Genomic DNA, 16290 nt, shown 5'->3' with positions numbered 1-16290 from the left:
GTCGACTACAAGAACAACGTCCGCTTCGCGATCCGCCCCCTCCCAGACCGAGGCGCGCGTTCGCGAGCGGCGCTCCGAGGAGAGCTTCCCCGCATGTCGCCCCCCCATGGCAAGATCGTGGTACGCAATCTCTACAAACTGTTCGGCTCCCATCCGCGCCAGGCGATGCAGCGACTCAACGAGGGCTGGGACAAGCAGCGGCTCAACCGGGAAAGCGGCGTGATAGTCGGTGTCAACGACGTTTCCTTCGAAGTCGCGGAAGGTGAAATCTTCGTTTTGATGGGGCTCTCCGGCTCCGGCAAATCGACGCTGATCCGACTGGTCAACCGGCTGATCGAGCCGACTGCCGGCCAGGTGCTGATCGATGGCCGCGACGTCTCGAGCATGAACCGCCGCGAGCTGATCGAACTGCGCCGGCGCGAAATGAGCATGGTGTTCCAATCCTTCGCGCTGATGCCGACCCGCAACGTCCTCGACAACGCAGCCTTCGGCCTCGAGGTCGCAGGAGTCGGCCGGGCGGCGCGCGAGCGGCGCGCCACGGAGGTGCTCGAACAGGTCGGGCTGCAGGGTTTCGCCACCAAGCGGGTCGACGAACTCTCCGGCGGGATGCAGCAGCGCGTCGGCCTCGCCCGGGCGCTCGCGGTCGACCCTTCGCTGATCATCATGGACGAGGCGTTCTCGGCCCTCGACCCGCTGATCCGCCGCGAAATGCAGGAGATCCTGCTCGGCCTGCAGCGCGAGCATCGCCGCACCGTGCTGTTCGTCTCCCACGATATCGAGGAGGCGCTGCGGATCGGCAGTCGCATCGCGATCATGGAGGGCGGCCGGATGGTCCAGGTCGGCACCCCGGAGGAGTTGGTCGCCGCCCCCGCCGACGACTACGTGCGCCACTTCTTCTCGACCGTCGACACCAGCCGATTCCTCGTCGCCGACCAGCTCAAGGCCGACAGCGTCCCGGTCTACGTACACAACGGCCGCGCCCCGGAAGGCTGCCAGGTGCGCCGCGATCTCGAGGCGCAGGACAAGCACTACGCCTTCGTGGTCGACGAGCAGCGCAGCTTCCGCGGCTCGATCAGCCTGGAGAAGCTCGCCCTGCTGACCGCCGACGATCGCCCGCTGAGCCTCGAGCAGTCGCTGCTCAAGCCGGTCGCACCGGTCGCGCCCAACCTGCCGCTGTCCGATGTGATCGAGCGGCTGATCAGCAACGAAGGCCCGATTCCGGTGGTCGACGATGACGGCCGCTACACCGGCGCCATCACCAAAGGCCGGCTGCTCAGCCGCCTGCAAGGAGCACAGCCATGAACTTCCAGCTCCATATCGGCGACTGGGTCAACGACGGCGTCGACTACCTGCTCGACAACTACAGCGGCGTATTCGACGCCATCGGCCTGGTGGTGGACGAATTCGCCTCCACCATCGAGTCCCTGCTGCAGGTGATGCCGGCAGAGGTGATGATCCTGCTCTTCGCCCTGCTCGGCGCCTGGCGGCTGGGACTGCGCTTCGCCGTCTTCACCCTCGCAGCGCTCGGGCTGATCCTGCTCAGCGGCTTCTGGCCACAGACGGTGGTGACCCTGGGCCTGACCCTTTCGGCGACGATGATCAGCCTGCTTATCGGTATACCGCTGGGGATCTGGGCCGCGACCAGCGACCGGGTCAACATGCTGCTCCGCCCGCTGCTCGACTTCATGCAGACCATGCCCGCCTTCGTCTATCTGATCCCGGCGGCGATGCTGTTCGGCCTCGGCCGTGTGCCAGGGATCATCGCCACGGTGATCTTCGCGATGCCACCGGCGGTACGCCTCACCACCCTCGGCATTCGCCAGGTCAACAAGGAGATCATCGAGGCGGGCCAGTCGTTCGGCTGCACCTCGAGCCAGCTGCTGTTCAAGGTCCAGCTACCCAACGCACTGCCGTCGATCATGGCCGGGGTCAACCAGACCATCATGATGGCGCTGTCGATGGTGATCATCGCCTCGATGGTGGGCGCCGGCGGGCTCGGTAACGAAGTGCTCGCCAGTATCCAGCGCCTCGACATCGGCCTCGGCTTCGAAAGCGGGATGTCGGTGGTACTGCTGGCGATCGTGCTCGATCGGATCACCGAAAGCTTCGGCGACAGCCGCCGAGCGCGCCGCTCGGGATATCTAAGCCGACTGTTCGGCCGCATTTCCGGCCAGCGTGCGCCGGTCAAGGGAGAAAGCCACTGATGAACGCTCGACGCTACCTATACGGCCTCGGCCTTACCCTCACGATGTCCAGCGGCGCCGCGCTCGCCGCGGGCGATCCGCCGGAGTGCACCGCGCTGCGCTTCGCCGAGATCGGCTGGAGCGACATCACCGCCACCACGGGAGTCGCCTCGGCGCTCGGCGAAGCGCTCGGCTACGCTCCGACCACCCAGCTGGTTTCGGTGCCGATCGCCTTCACCGGGGTCAAGACCGGCAGTCTCGACGCCTTCCTCGGCTACTGGTCGCCGTCGATGGACTCGCTGGTCGCGCCATTTCGCGCCGAAGGGTCGCTGCGCATCGGCGAGACCGCCAACCTAGAAGGCGCCAAGTACACCCTCGCGGTACCGGCCTACGCCTATGATGCCGGGCTCAAGACCTTCCAGGACATCGCACGCTTCAAAGACCAGCTCGGCGGACGAATCTACGGGATCGAACCCGGCAACGACGGCAACCTGCTGATCGACCAGATGATCAAGCAGGACCAGTTCGGCCTGGGCGATTTCCAGATGATTGAATCGAGCGAGGCGGGAATGCTCACCCAAGTGCGTCGCGCGGTACGCAGCCAGCAGTGGTTGGTGTTCCTCGGCTGGGCGCCGCACCCGATGAACCAGAGCTTCGACATGCGCTATCTCGACGGCGGCGACGAGGTGTTCGGTCCCGACCAGGGCGCGGCGCAGGTGTTCACCGTGACCGCGCCCGACTATCCGCAGCGCTGCCCCAACGCCGCCCGCCTGCTCGACAATCTGCGCTTCGACGTACCGATGGAGGGCGAATTGATGGCTTCGCTCGAGGCCAAGGAGGGCACGCCCGAAGAGATCGCCCGTCAGTGGATCAAGGCCCATCCCGAGCGTCTCGACGCCTGGCTCGAAGGCGTCACCACCCGGGAAGGTGGCGATGCCCGGGCCGCGGTACTCGCGAGCCTGCCGCAGTGACCCCATCCCTCAGCACCTGGAGCGACATCCGATGAAACTGCACCTTACCCTTCCGCTGGTTGCAAGCTTGGCGCTCTCCACCGCAGCGTTCGCCGCCGACAAGCCGAGTCTGTCGATCGGCTACGTCAACGGCTGGGACGACAGCGTCGCCACCACCCATGTCGCCGCGGCGATCCTCGAGGAGAAACTCGGCTATCCGGTGGAACTCAGGGCGGTGGAGCCCGCGATCATGTGGCAGGGGGTGGCCCGAGGTGATCTCGACCTCACCCTCTCGGCCTGGCTGCCCGCGACCCATGGCGAGTACTACGAACGGCTCAAGGACGATGTCGAGATACTCGGCACCAACTACGAGGATGCGAAGATTGGACTGGTGGTGCCGGACTATGTGCAGGCCAGGAGCATCGAGGACCTCGAGGCCGAACGCGCGGCTTTCGACGGCAGGATCACCGGTATAGATGCCGGCGCCGGGGTAATGCGCCGCACCGAGGATGCGATCCGTGAGTACGGGCTCGACTACACCCTGATGCCGAGCTCGGGACCGGCGATGACCGTGGCGCTGGGCCGCGCGATCAACGCCGAACAGCCGATCGTGGTGACCAGCTGGATCCCTCACTGGATGTTCGCCAAGTGGCAGCTGCGCTTCCTCGACGATCCCAAGTCGGTGTTCGGCGAGGCCGAGCGCATCGACACCGTGGCGCATCCCGGCATCGACGAAAAGGCCCCCGAGGCCAGCGCCTTCCTCAAGCGCTTCAGCTGGGGGCCGGACGACGTCGGCGCGGTGATGCTCGCGATCAGCGAAGGCGCCACGCCCGACCAGGCCGCCAAGGACTGGGTCGCCAACCATGAGGATCGCGTCGCCGAGTGGCTCGACTGAAACACCGCGCTGCCGGCATGCGCCAGGATGCTGCCGGTGGCGACCGGGTGGCTTAGAGAATCGAATGTTCCTCGCTACGCGCGGCCCCGGTCCGGTTTCCACCGGGGCACTTCTCACCCACCGTCTCCTCTGGCGGCGGTGGTGCAATCAGCAGTTTTTCGCTACGCGGCGAAGGCGAGAAGCGATCGTCGAACGCCTTCGGTGGCCTTCGGTCGAGCGGGCCCGGCGCCTCCTCCGGTACGCAGGACTGGAGCGCCGAACGCAGCGCGGCGAGCGCCTGCTCGCCATGGCGCTGGCCGACCACTTGCTGCCACCACTGCCGATGAACGTTCTGGACCACGACGGGGACCAGCGGCAGCCCGATGCTTTGCGCCATCGCTAGCCAGTGCAGGCCGCGGTTGATCTTCAAAAGCTTGCCCTCGCGCGATACCGCGACTCCCAGGCGGTCCTTGCCACGGCTGGCATCGAAACCCTCTGCGGCCATGCCGTCGAGGAACGCCAGATAGACCCGCAGGTAGCCCTCGATCTTCTCCTCGCTGTCAAGGCATATCCCGAGCTGGCGAAACCGCCTGGGTTTGCCCCGGGCGAGATCCGCGTACAGCCGCCGATAGCTCTCGCTTTCGCGCAGCTCGTCGCGATGCTGCTCGAGATCGCGGATGAAACGGTAGCGGGATCCCTCGCGCAGGTCCTCCCGTCCCAGGTCCCAATTGCCGTCCCAGATGAACACATTGGACGAAGGCCGGGGCTCCTGGTCCCTGGGAGCGTGCTTGACGATGCGGATCAACTTGCGCGGATCGACATAGAGCGTAAGCGCAGCCTCCCCCAGCGCGGCCTGCATCGCTCGACGCGGCAGCCCCATGCGCTCGATCGCGGGGGCCCAGCGGCCGTGATCAAGCCAGTGGTTCAACAACAGCCGCTCCATTGGCCCGAACACCCAGCGCTGGGACAGGCTTCTGATGCGATGCTCCAAGTGGGCCAGACCTGCCTGCCAACGCATCGAAGAGGAAACCAAGTCGCGAAACAGCGGATCGGCCTCCGGGCCGAGCAGACCGCCAGCAGCGGTATCCGCCGGCGATCGGGAAAACGATTGCATGCTCATGAAAGTACTCGCCAAGCCATGACTTCGAACGGTTCATTATCGAAATATTAAACCTTGGCGATAAAAATAGCATGCTAATATTTTTCTCGAGAACGGATTATCTACCGTCCCGCGATGCGCTCAATCGCTGCGTCCCGCCATCCTCGGCAGGACGTCATCGCCGAGCAGCCGGCGGTGCACCACCACCATCAGCACGTGCCCTGCCGCAAGCGCGAGCAGCGCCCAGCCGAGCCAGCCATGCAGCGCATTGGCCGGGGCGATCATCCAGCCGATCGGCTCGAATCCCCCAGCGAACAGTGGAATATCGAACGGCGCGAAGGCCTGCCCGGAGCCGTACTGGCGCAGCAAAGCCAGCGCTGGTACCAAGAGCATCAGCGCATAGAGGGAGAAGTGCCCCACCCGGGCGCACCACCCCAAAAGGGTATCCTGCTGGGGTGGGCGGTGCTTGAGCTGCCCGAGCGCCCAGATCGCGCGCAGCGCGATCAGCACCAGCAAAAGCGCACCGAGCGGCTTATGGGTGCCGACCAGGAACCCGGTGACCGCACTGGGACCGATCAGCACCTTGCAGAGCATCCCAGCGAACTGCCAGAGCAGCAGCAGCGCCACCGCCCAGTGCAGTCCGCGACTGATCGCCCCAAAACGCCGCTCACTGTCTCGCCATTGGGTCATCGACGTCTCTCCTGCCACTCCTGCCTCGTTCGACGGCAGGATAGACGATGGCCGGCAGCGGGCGGTCCACGGAGCAAGCTTGGTCCAAGCTCAGGGCGTGATCCGGGCTACCGAGTCGTGCGTGTCGCCCTCCCAATCACCATCTTCACCCTCGGGTTGGCTGAGCGGCTCCTTGATGGTGACGAACAAGCTACCGCTGGCATCGTCGACCGCGAGGCTGTTCGGATGCGGCGGTAGCTCGAAGGTCTCGAGCAAGGTGTAGCTCTCGGCATCGAACACCTTGACCGTGCCAGCCTCGCGGTTGGTGACGAACAACCAACGGTGATCACCGTCGAAGGTCAGCGACAGCGCGCCCGCCCCGCTCGCGATCCGGGTCACCGGCGCACCGTCGGCGGCGTTCAGCACCACCACGTCGCCGCTCTCCTGGTCGGTGATGTAGAGCCGCTGGCCGCTTTCGTCCAGGGCCAGGTTGGTCGGCTGGGTGCCGCCGGCGGCGTAGCGGGCATCGACCTCGAGCGTTGCGGTGTCGATCACCACGATCTGTCCATCGAAGTTGCTCACGTAGGCACGCTGGCGGCTCGGGTCGAGCGTCAACCCCGCGGTCCACTTGCCGAGACCCTCGACGGTGCCGGCGAGGCTCATGTCGGTGGTGTCGACCACATAGAGCTTGCCCGGATCGGCTACCGCGGTGACGTAGAGCCGCTGAGCGTTCGCGTCGAGGCGCAGCATGCGTGGGTGTACCGGATAGTACTGCTCGCCCGGCGCCTTCTCGGCGAAGCGCAGCGAGCCGACCAGCGTCCCGCTGTCGAGATCGACCGCGCTCACCGAAGCGTCCATGGTGTCACCGACGTAGAGCCGGCCGCGGGCATCGTCGAGGGCCAGGGCGAAAGCCTTGTAGGGCAGCTCGATGCGTCTTTTCTCCTCGAGGGTGCGCGGGTCGAGCTCGAACAGCACCCCGCCCTGGCCATCGTTGAAGCGCTGGGCCGCGGCCACGTAGAGGGAGTCGCGGCTGGGGCTGTAGGCCACTTCGTAGAGCCCGTGGGAGAGCTCGCGCCTCAGCACCCGCGCGTCCTCGCCCTGCTGCGCCGCAGTCGAGCCGGCAGCCGCCGGTGCGCTGGCGACGGTGTCGGCCAGCGCCGGCAGCGCGGTGAGGCCGAACCCGAGCCCCAGGCCAAGGGCGACGGCACGGGCAAGACGAGAAGTGCGAAAGTGGGTCATCTAGCGTTTCCTTGAGTGAAGAAAATGGTCGAGGGCTGGCATCGGCCAGCCCGATGTGAACGTCGGCCTCAGAGATCGACCGACATCGAAAGCTTGAACAGCCTCGGCATGCCCTGGGTGACGTAGCCGCTCTCGCCGACGCTCTCCCAGTAGCCATCGTTGGTCACGTTCTCGATTCCAGCGCGCCAGGTCACCGGGCTGCCGGCGAGCCGGGTGGCGTAGCGCACGCCAAGATCCAGCCGGGTCCAGGGCTCGAGGCGATACTGGTTGCCGTCATCGGCGTACTGCGAACCAGTGCGTACCACATCGCCGGTCAAGGTCAGTCCCTCGACGCCGGGCAGGTCCCACTCGCTGCCCAGATTGGCCTGGTACTTCGGCACGCCGATGGCGTCGTTGCCATCGTTGGCGCCGTCGGTGGTGCCGCTGAGCTCGGCATCCATGAAGGTCACCCCACCCAGCAAGCGCCAGCCGATCAGCGGTTCGCCGAAGACGCTGAGCTCGAGCCCGCGATTCTTCTGCTCGCCGTTGAGCGCATAGACCTGCCCATCGCCCGAAGCGTTGGGCTGTTCGATCTGGAACAGGCTGATACCGCCGCCGATGCGGCCATAGTCGAACTTGACCCCGGCCTCGTACTGCTTCGAACGCACCGTGCCCAGCACCTGACCTGCGTTGGGGTAGCCTTCGGTGGAGGGCACCGTCGGCCCCTGCTGCAAGGCCTGGACATAGTTGGCGTAGAAAGAGACCGTCTGCCACGGCTGATAGACGATGCCGTAGACCGGCGTGTAGGCCGACTCGTCGAAGGCGTTTTCCGGCGCGCCTTCATAGCTGTAATTGCGCACGGTGAGTTCCTGGTAGCGAACGCCCGCGAGCAGGCGCAGCCTGTCGTCGAACATCGACAAGGTGTCGGAGAAGGAGACCCCGTTGGCGCGTACGCGGTTGCGCAGGTTGGGGTCGTCCATGTCCCCGCCGGGGAAGTCGTAATAGTCGGTGGGAGCCGGCACGTCCACCGGATGGTAGATGTTGGTATCCGAGTTCGAGGTCATCCGGTAGGCGCTGTAGCTCCTGCGCAGCACCCCGGAATAGCCGAGGTTGACCGAGTGGGAAACCGCGCCAGTATCGAAGCTGCCACGCACGCCCGCCTGTGAGGCGAAGCTTTTCGCCTCGAAGGGGACATCCATGCGCCCGACGGTGGCATCGCCGGCAAGGTTGTTCACCGTCGGAGAGCTATAGACGCCGTACTCCTCGGTATCGTTGCCGCCCAGCGCCAGGTAGCCGGTCCAGTTGGGCGCGAAGTCGTACTCGCCGCGCCACATGCCGTAGCTGGTCTCGATCTTCGAGTAGGCCCAGGAGGGGGTGTAGTTGGTGCGCGGCGAGGGCGCCTGCGGCATCTCGGTCAGCTCGCTACCGAGATAGATACCGCGACGCATGCCTTGGTAGACCTGCTTCTGGTAGCCGACGTCGAGCGAGCTACGCAGCCGCTCACCGCGATAGTCCAGCGCCAGCGCGAACGAGCTCGAGCGCTCGTCGTCGTCACCGCTGACCGGAGAACCACCGCTGCCGCGAAGCAGGTTGATCCGTGCGCCGAACTGGCCGTCTACACCGAAGCGGCGCCCAGCGTCGACCGCGGCCTCGCCGTAGCCGTCGGTAGCGTAGCCCAGCGTGGTGCGCAGGAGCGGTTCATCGCCGGCGCGCTTGGGCTCGAGGTTGATCGAGCCACCCACCCCGGACCCGCCCGGCGGTACGCCATTCAGGAACGCACTCGCCCCCTTGAGCACCTCGACTCGCTCGATCGCGTTGGGCACCACCACCTGACGCGGCAGCACGCCATAGAGGCCGCCGAACGAAACGTCATCGCCGGAAAGCGTGAAGCCGCGAATACGAAAGCTTTCGGCGTAGTTGCCATAGCCCGAGCCGACCTGTACCGAGGCATCGCTCTTGAGCACATCGCCAAGCGTCTTGGCCTGGCGGTCCTCCACCCGCTTGGCGGTATAGGAGGTGATGTTGAACGGCACGTCGAACGCCTGCTGCTGTCCGAGCACCCCCAGCCGGCCACCGCTGGCGACCTGGCCGCCAGCGTATTCCGGCACCAGCTGGTCGTTTCCGGCGACGAACCGGGTACCGATCACCGTCAGCGTATCCAAAGAGCCGCTCTGCGCGCTGCGCTCGATCAGCACGTAGCCCCCATTGCCGCTCGGCACGCTTTCCAGGCCACTGCCCTGGAGCAGACCAGAGAACCCTTGCGCCACCGAGAGGCTACCTTGCACGCCCGGAGTGGTGCGTCCGGCGACCAGCTGCGGGTCGAGCACCAGGTTGATCCCGGACTCACTGGCGAAACGCATCAGTGCCGGACCCAAGGGGCCTGCAGGGATCGCATAGCTGCGCACGGCGCCCGGCTGCGCCGCCGACTGCTGGGCGAGGACAGGCAACGATGCGCCGAGGGTACAACCCAGCGCCGCCGCCAGACCTCCCCGCGCCGCGAGACGGCGCCAGCGAACGGCGGAGGGACGGCGAGAATCGAATGACATGGTGTGGTTTCCCTGACAGGAGTAATTGTCGATCGGTTACGACAGGGATGACGAACCAATGGAGAAAAGCGGACATCGAAAAGATAATTTTTTCCCATTGCCGTTTTTCTCATTCACCCACTCCATGATCGAGAGACGCTCGGCGACGCGAGCGATCAGCTCTCCAGCGGACCGAGCGTCGCCCAGTAGCGGGTGCGATAACGCACCCGCACCGGCAGGCTGGCCGAGATCGTTGCCAAGGCGGCATCGACGTCGTCGAGGCGAAGCACCGCCGAGATCCGCAGCGCCGCCACTGCCGGGTCGCATGAAAGCCAGCCGCTGCGATAGCGCGAGAGTTCGTCGACGACCCGGTCCAACCGCCAGTCTTCGGCATGGAGCAGCCCCTGGGTCCAGCCGATCGAGGTGGTATCCGCCGCCGTCGGTCGCGCGATCCGCTCGTGGTCGAAGCGCGTCGACTGGCCCGCCTCTATCGTTCGAGAGGCGCCACCTCGCGTATCCACCCGTACCCGCCCCTCCAGCACCAGGAGATCGACCGTCGTCTCCTCCAGGCGCAGCCCGAAGTAAGTCCCCAACGCCTCGACGCGCCCGCTCGGGGTGTCGACGAAGAACGGTCGCGCCGGGCGCTCGACGTCGACGGCGGTGCGAACCACCAGTTCGCCCGCGATCAAGCGCAACCGGCGGCTGCGCCGGTCATACTCGATGTCCGCGGCGCTCGCGGTGTTGAGCCACAGTCGCCCGCCGTCGGCCAGCGTGATCTCGCGCCGCTCGCCCACCGCGGTACGCTGGTCGGCGAGCCAGTTGCTCCAAGGCAGCCGGCGCGTTCCCTCCACCGCCAGCGGCAAACCGATCGCGACCGCCGCCGCGCTCTTGAGTAACATACGCCGTTGCTGCCGCGCAGCGTCCAGGCTCCTCTCGCCGATCCCGGGCGGTAGCGCGCCCAGCCGCTGGTCCAGCGCGGTCAGCCGCTGCCAGGCCTCGAGATGCTGCGGGTCTCGCGACAGCCAGCGCTCGAAGGCGGCATGGACGCTCGGGTTCGGCGAGCGCTCCTCGAGCTTCAGCCACCAGCGCGCCGCTTCCCGGGCGACGCGCGGCGGCAGTGGCGGCCCGGCGTCGCTCATCCGCTGGCCTGCAGACAGTGGCTCAGCGCCTCGATCAGATAGCGCCTGACACTGCGCGTGGAGACACCGAGGCGACGGGCGATCTCGGCCTGGTCGAGTCCCTCGAGACGCGCCATCAGGAAGGCGCTGCGCACCTTGGGCGCCAGGCCGTCGAGCAGACGTTCGATCTCGAGCAAGGTTTCGAGCATGATCATCCGCTCTTCGCTGGAGGGCACCGAGGAGGCCGGACAGGCGGCGAGGGCTTCGAGCAAGGCGCGCTCGAGCGCACGACGGCGCTGGTGGTCGATCAACAAATGCCGGGCGACGGTGACCAGGTAGGCGCGCGGCTCATTCAATCGCTCGAGCTGCCGGGCATCGACGCCGAGCAAGCGCAGGAAGGTATCCTGGACCAGGTCCGAAGCTGCGCCCGGGTCGTCGAGACGGCCCGTCAGCCAGCGGGCCAGCCAGGCACGGTGATGGCTGTAGAGCGAATGCACGTCATGGACCATGACCTGAGGAAATCTCCACTACGATAAGGTAGCTCGCCGGAAGGCATAAGCCGAATCATTATCATTTGAATCGATCAGACGGCATGGTAGCCGATTCGTCATGGCGACGCGACGCGATGCACTCCGGCCAAGCAAAGCGGCACCAAACTGGTGCTGCCGGAAGCAGCATTCACCAAAAACAAACAAAAATTATTCTCATTTGATTGACCTTAAGCTTAGCTTTACGTCACACTTTTCGACCGACAAATGCCGTCCAGGAGTCGCAGGCGAGTGTCCCACTACACTTCCCATCCCACCGCTGCCGACCTTATCGAGGTGCAGCGATACCCATTGACCGGCAGCCAGAGCGGCGTCTGGTATGCCCAGCAGCTGGGCGCCGCGGCCCAGGCCTACCTCACCGGCCAGGCGCTGGAAATTCGCGGTGCGCTCGACGCCGATCGGCTCGCTTGCGCGATCGAATCGAGCCTGGCCGAGGTCGAAGTGCTGAGGGCGCGGTTCGATGTGGACACCGAAGGCCCCTTCCAGCAGCTCGAGGCCCACCCGCCGATCCCGCTCGCACGCATCGACCTCTCCGCCCACCCCGCCCCGCGGGAGACCGCCTGGAAATGGATGCAGGAGCGGCTCGAGCGTGCGCTGGACCCGGCGAGCGATCCGCTGGTGGAGCAGGCGCTGCTGCGCATCGGCGAGCGGCACTGGATATGGTTCTCGAGCATTCATCACCTGCAGTTCGACGCCTATGCCTATGGACTGCTGCAGCAGCGTGTCGCTGAGCATTATCAGGCGCTGGGCACGGGAGCCGCGCCGCGCGAGGCTTGGTTCGGCAGGCTCGAGGCCCGGCTCGAGGCCGAGCGCGCCTATCGCGAGAGTCCGGCCTGCCTGAAGGATCGCGACTACTGGCACGGCCAGCTCGCCGAGGCGGGCGAAGCCGTCTCGCTGGCGGGGCGCTTCTCGCTCGCCGCCCCTCGCCCCCAGCGCCATCGCGTGACGCTCGATGCGCAGCGTCGAGCCACGCTCGCACGCTTGGCCGACTCGCTCGATGCCACCCTGCCCGAACTGCTGCTGGCGATGATCGCGAGCTATCTCGCGCGGATGACCGCCAGCGCATCGCCGGTACTCGGCCTGCCGATGATGGGCCGGCTCGACGCCAGCGCACTGCGCACGCCGGTATCGGTGGTCAACGTACTACCGCTGCGGATCGAGGCTGGCCTGGAGACCGACCTGGTCGACTGGCTCGCCCAGCTGCGCAAGGCGCTGGGCGGCGCCCGCCGCCATCAGCGCTATCGCCATGAATGGCTCGCTCGCGAGCTCGACCGGCTGCCCGGCGAGGCGCCGCTGTCCGGCCCCCAGGTCAACATCCTGCCGTTCGCCCAGCCGCGGCTGTTCGACGGCTGCGCCACCGAGACGCACCACCTCGCTCCCGGGCCGGTCGACGACATGACCCTGAGCCTTTATCTCGGCAACGACGATGACGCGCTGCATCTGACCCTGGAGAGCAATCCCAAGCTGTACTCGGCCCCAGACGCCCTCGATCACCTGACCCGGCTGGTACAGTGGTGCGAGACGCTGGCCGCCAATCCGCGTCGGCCGGTCGGCGAGCTGCCGATCGCCACCGCGGAGGAGCTCGAGCGCATCGGGCGCTGGAACGACACCGACCATCCGGTCGAGGAAACCGACCTGGCGACGCTGTTCGAACGCCAGGTGGCACGCACCCCCGACGCAGAGGCGCTGGCCTTCGAGAGCGAGCGGCTCGACTACCGCACCCTCGATGCCCGCGCCCGGCGCCTTGCCGCGCTGATCCTCGCCCGCCTCGACACGCTGCCCACGCCCGCGCCGCAGACGCCCCGGGTGATCGGCGTAGCGCTGCCGCGTTCGCTGGAGCTCGAAATCGCCCTGCTGGCGATCCACAAGTGCGCCGCGGCCTACATGCCGCTGCCGCTGGACCAGCCGCCGGGGCGCTGGCAGCGGATGATCGAACGCGCGGCGCCGCTTTTGGTGATCTGCGACCCAGAGCACGCCCAGGCGCTGCCCGAGGGACTCGAGTGGCTCGGGTTCGACGCCCGGGACGCGCGTCTCACCGCGCCTTCCGCGCTCGACCAGCGCAGGCTCCCTGCGCGCTCGCCGACCGATCCAGCCTACGTGCTGTTCACCTCCGGCTCGACCGGCGAGCCCAAGGGGGTGGTGATCGAGCACCGTGCGATCGTCAACCGGCTTGAGTGGATGCAGCACGAGTACCGCCTGGGCGCCGGCGACCGGGTACTACAGAAGACCCCGGTCGGCTTCGATGTGTCGGTGTGGGAGCTGTTCTGGCCGCTGCTTCACGGCGCCACCCTGGTGATGGCGCGCCCCGGGGGCCATCGTGACCCGCACTACCTGGCCGACATCATCGCCGCCGAGTCGATCACCACGCTGCACTTCGTGCCCTCGATGCTCGCGGCCTTCCTCGACGAGCTCGAGCATGCCCCGCGCAGGCTGCCGAGCCTGCGGCAGGTGTTCGCCAGCGGCGAGGCGCTCAAGCGCGGCCTGGTCGAGCGCTTCCAGCGTCTCTTCGCAGGTAGCGCGCGACTGCACAACCTTTATGGCCCCACCGAGGCCGCGGTCGACGTCACCTACTGGCCCTGCGAGCAGCTCGAGGAACAGGCCTCGGTGCCCATCGGCCGCCCGATCTGGAATACCCGGATCGAGATCCTCGACCCCCGGGGCATGCGCCTGCCGATCGGGGTGATCGGCGAGCTCCATATCGGTGGCCGCAACCTGGCGCGCGGCTACATCGGCCGCCCTGAGCTCACCGCGGAGCGCTTCGTCACCGGGCTCGACGGCCAGCGACTGTATAGAAGCGGCGACCTGGCGCGCTGGAACCAGGCCGGGGAGCTCGAGTACCACGGCCGCATCGACCATCAGGTCAAGCTGCGCGGCCAGCGCCTCGAACTCGACGAAATCGAGGCGGTGCTCGAGCGTCACCCGACGGTCGAGGGCGCCGCGGTCACTCTCCATGCCGAGCGGCTGATCGGCTACCTGGTGCTCGCCGCGGACAGCGCCAGCGACTGGCAGGCCGAACTCGACGATCACCTTCACCACTGGCTGCCCGACTACATGGTGCCGAGCGTACTGGTGCCGATCGAGCGACTGCCGCTGAGCCCCAACGGCAAGCTCGACCGGCGCGCGCTGCCGCCGCCTCCCGAGGCGGCTACGCCTGCGCGTCGCGCGCCGTCATCACCGCGCGAGCGTGAGCTCTGCGCGCTGTTCGCCGCCACCTTGGCGCTCGACGAGTTCGGCGCCGACGATGACTTCTTCGATTACGGCGGGCACTCGCTGGCGGCGGTGCAACTGGCGCTGCGGATTCGCGAAGCGACCGGCGAGGAGGTCTCGATCGCCACCGTGTTCACCGCCCCGACCCCTGCGCGGATGGCGCGCGAGCTCGACCAGGCACAGCGCGAGGGCGCGCTCGATCGGCTCCTCACCCTGCGCCGCGCCGCGCCGGGCAGCCAGACGCCTGCGCTGTTCTGCTTCCACCCGGCCGGCGGGCTGGCTTGGTGCTACGCGGGGCTCGCGCGGGTACTGGGCGGCGACGGAGCGGTGATCGGCGTTCAGGCTGAAGGACTGCGGGAGGGCGAGACACCGCCCGAGAGCCTCGAGGCGATGGCGCGCGACTATCTCGCCGCGCTGCGTACCCGCCAGCCCCAAGGCCCCTACAGGCTGCTCGGCTGGTCGCTGGGCGGCATGGTCGCCCACACCGTGGCCGCGCTGCTGCAAGAGGATGGGGAGGAGGTCGAGCTGCTCGCCCTGCTCGACGCCTACCCGAGCGACCTGTGGCGTCACATGATGCCGCCCGATGAGCGCGAGGCGCTGATCGCGCTGCTGCGTCTCGCCGGGGTCGAGGCCCCGGCCGGGGCGCCCTTCGATCGCGCCACCGTGGTCGCGCTGCTCGAGCATGAACAGCACGCGATGGCGAGTCTCGATACCACGACCCTCGACCGGCTGGTGGACGTGGTGATCAACTCGAGCCGCTTGGTGCGCGCCTCGCACCACCTGCGCTATCGCGGCGCGATGCTGTTCTTCACCGCCGCCGCGCCGCGCGAGCAGCATTGGCTCGAACGCAGCGCCTGGGCACCTTACGTCGAAGGCGAGATCGTCGGTATCGATCTCGACTGCGACCATCCCGGCATGATCCGCCCGGAGATGCTGGCGCGGATCGCCGCCCGGATCGATCAGTGGCTGGCATCGTGACCGAAGGCGCCGCCGAGGTCGCCGCCATCCTCGCCGGATGGTTCGATCAGGCCACGCTGGTCGGCCTCGGCGAAGCCCATCTGACCCCCAAGGTGATGCGTACGCTGAGCGAGCTGATACTCAGCGAGGCGATCGCATCGCGCTGCCAGGACCTGGTGGTCGAGTTCGGCTGCCAGCGCCACCAGGCCTTGCTCGATGCCTACCTGGCCGGCGGCCGCCTCGGCGCCGGCGCGCTGAAGCCGATCTGGAGCGATGGTCCCCATGCCACGCTCTGGCGCCATCCGGTCTACGTCGCTCTGCTGCGCCGCCTGCGGGCGGTCAATCGCCACCGGCCCGCGCAGCGGCGGATGCGGGTGTGGCTCGCCGAGCCGCTCGGCGACTGGCCGTGCGCCGAGCGCGACGGACACCGCCGCAAGGCCTTCCTCGACTGCATCGAAAAGCGTCTGCTCGCGACCGGTCGCCCGGGGCTTTTGCTCTTCGGCATGCGCCACCTGGCCCGCTCGCCGGTCGATGGGCGTGCCACCCTCGCCAGCCAACTGCTCGATAGCGGCGTCGCGCTGCGTACGCTGTGGCCGGAGCTGCCGCCGCGCTTGACGCCTTTCGACAGCCCCTGCCGCGGTCTCGAACTGATCGACGTCGAAGGCGATCTCGCCGCACGCCGGGTCAATCCCTGGGGCGGCGAAGCCCAGCCGCTCGGCGAGCTCTGCGACGCCGTGCTGCGCGTGCCCGGGGCACGACGCGAGACCAGATGCCGGGGCCCGGATCCCGCTTGAGTCCCGCGTATAGAGCCAATCCTTGCGGATGGATGGAGTAAGCCGCGGTAGTGCGGCGACGCCGCGTCGACAAATGCGAATGATTCAGCCTCCGTTTGGATTTAACATGCCCACCCTGAGCCTTATACCGCCCCTGTGATGGCGGTCA

The 16290-nt window shown here is 67.3% G+C and carries 12 protein-coding genes; 6 read left to right on the top strand and 6 right to left on the bottom strand.

Annotation, left to right across the window (positions count from 1 at the left end; translation table 11 throughout):
- The first annotated feature begins 93 nt into the window (after positions 1–93).
- The 4 genes from Q376_RS0116285 to Q376_RS0116270 are packed head-to-tail and all read left to right on the top strand — an operon-like array spanning position 94 to position 4028.
- Complete coding sequence (locus Q376_RS0116285) at positions 94–1302, top strand: quaternary amine ABC transporter ATP-binding protein (protein WP_027351207.1); 1209 nt, start codon at positions 94–96, stop codon at positions 1300–1302.
- The gene (locus Q376_RS0116280; protein ID WP_027351206.1) at positions 1299–2204 is read left to right on the top strand and encodes an ABC transporter permease; all 906 of its coding nucleotides are present in this window, start codon (positions 1299–1301) and stop codon (positions 2202–2204) included. Before Q376_RS0116285 ends, Q376_RS0116280 begins: the two co-directional genes overlap by 4 nt.
- Positions 2204–3154 (top strand): choline ABC transporter substrate-binding protein, encoded by a 951-nt coding sequence (choX, locus tag Q376_RS23105; RefSeq protein ID WP_043448317.1) that lies wholly within the window; start codon positions 2204–2206, stop codon positions 3152–3154. Before Q376_RS0116280 ends, choX begins: the two co-directional genes overlap by 1 nt.
- A gap of 31 nt (positions 3155–3185) precedes the next feature.
- A complete protein-coding gene (locus Q376_RS0116270; RefSeq protein WP_027351205.1) occupies positions 3186–4028 on the top strand; it encodes a glycine betaine ABC transporter substrate-binding protein in 843 nt (280 codons plus the stop codon).
- Between the two features lie 52 nt (positions 4029–4080).
- Here the strand turns inward: Q376_RS0116270 and Q376_RS23100 are convergent, their stop codons facing one another.
- The 6 genes from Q376_RS23100 to Q376_RS0116240 form a co-directional block, all read right to left on the bottom strand.
- On the bottom strand, positions 4081–5127 hold the full coding sequence (locus Q376_RS23100) for a hypothetical protein (RefSeq protein WP_052365430.1): 1047 nt from the start codon (positions 5125–5127) through the stop codon (positions 4081–4083).
- Between the two features lie 120 nt (positions 5128–5247).
- Positions 5248–5796: a cytochrome b gene (locus tag Q376_RS0116260; RefSeq protein WP_027351204.1), complete on the bottom strand. Its 549-nt coding sequence runs from the start codon at positions 5794–5796 to the stop codon at positions 5248–5250.
- 90 nt (positions 5797–5886) lie between these two features.
- Entirely contained in the window at positions 5887–7014 is a 1128-nt protein-coding gene (locus Q376_RS0116255; RefSeq protein WP_027351203.1) for a YncE family protein, read from the bottom strand.
- 68 nt (positions 7015–7082) lie between these two features.
- The gene (locus tag Q376_RS23095) at positions 7083–9539 is read right to left on the bottom strand and encodes a TonB-dependent receptor (protein ID WP_052365428.1); all 2457 of its coding nucleotides are present in this window, start codon (positions 9537–9539) and stop codon (positions 7083–7085) included.
- Between the two features lie 155 nt (positions 9540–9694).
- Positions 9695–10657: a FecR domain-containing protein gene (locus Q376_RS0116245; RefSeq protein WP_027351202.1), complete on the bottom strand. Its 963-nt coding sequence runs from the start codon at positions 10655–10657 to the stop codon at positions 9695–9697.
- Positions 10654–11145 carry a sigma-70 family RNA polymerase sigma factor gene (locus Q376_RS0116240; RefSeq protein WP_027351201.1) on the bottom strand — a complete coding sequence of 164 codons (492 nt, stop codon included), beginning with the start codon at positions 11143–11145 and terminating at the stop codon, positions 10654–10656. The genes Q376_RS0116245 and Q376_RS0116240 overlap by 4 nt, the downstream gene beginning before the upstream one ends.
- Before the next feature lie 270 nt (positions 11146–11415).
- On the opposite strand from Q376_RS0116240, the gene Q376_RS23090 reads away from it, so the two are divergent.
- A complete protein-coding gene (locus tag Q376_RS23090) occupies positions 11416–15369 on the top strand; it encodes a non-ribosomal peptide synthetase (protein ID WP_043448314.1) in 3954 nt (1317 codons plus the stop codon).
- On the top strand, positions 15354–16142 hold the full coding sequence (locus tag Q376_RS0116230) for a hypothetical protein (RefSeq protein WP_027351200.1): 789 nt from the start codon (positions 15354–15356) through the stop codon (positions 16140–16142). Before Q376_RS23090 ends, Q376_RS0116230 begins: the two co-directional genes overlap by 16 nt.
- The last annotated feature ends 148 nt before the right edge of the window (positions 16143–16290 follow it).

The organism is Halotalea alkalilenta DSM 17697, assembly GCF_000621205.1.
Classification (GTDB): Bacteria; Pseudomonadota; Gammaproteobacteria; order Pseudomonadales; family Halomonadaceae; genus Halotalea; species Halotalea alkalilenta.
Note: the sequence above shows the minus strand (reverse complement) of the source record. Positions and strands in the feature narration are given on the sequence as shown.

Coding starts and splice junctions, on each gene's coding strand:
- Q376_RS0116255 (WP_027351203.1), bottom strand. CDS start 7,014: ATGACCCACTTTCGCACTTCTCGTCTTGCCCGTGCCGTCGCCCTTGGC.
- Q376_RS0116240 (WP_027351201.1), bottom strand. CDS start 11,145: ATGGTCCATGACGTGCATTCGCTCTACAGCCATCACCGTGCCTGGCTG.
- Q376_RS0116270 (WP_027351205.1), top strand. CDS start 3,186: ATGAAACTGCACCTTACCCTTCCGCTGGTTGCAAGCTTGGCGCTCTCC.
- Q376_RS0116260 (WP_027351204.1), bottom strand. CDS start 5,796: ATGACCCAATGGCGAGACAGTGAGCGGCGTTTTGGGGCGATCAGTCGC.
- Q376_RS23100 (WP_052365430.1), bottom strand. CDS start 5,127: ATGAGCATGCAATCGTTTTCCCGATCGCCGGCGGATACCGCTGCTGGC.
- Q376_RS0116285 (WP_027351207.1), top strand. CDS start 94: ATGTCGCCCCCCCATGGCAAGATCGTGGTACGCAATCTCTACAAACTG.
- Q376_RS23095 (WP_052365428.1), bottom strand. CDS start 9,539: ATGTCATTCGATTCTCGCCGTCCCTCCGCCGTTCGCTGGCGCCGTCTC.
- choX (WP_043448317.1), top strand. CDS start 2,204: ATGAACGCTCGACGCTACCTATACGGCCTCGGCCTTACCCTCACGATG.
- Q376_RS0116245 (WP_027351202.1), bottom strand. CDS start 10,657: ATGAGCGACGCCGGGCCGCCACTGCCGCCGCGCGTCGCCCGGGAAGCG.
- Q376_RS0116280 (WP_027351206.1), top strand. CDS start 1,299: ATGAACTTCCAGCTCCATATCGGCGACTGGGTCAACGACGGCGTCGAC.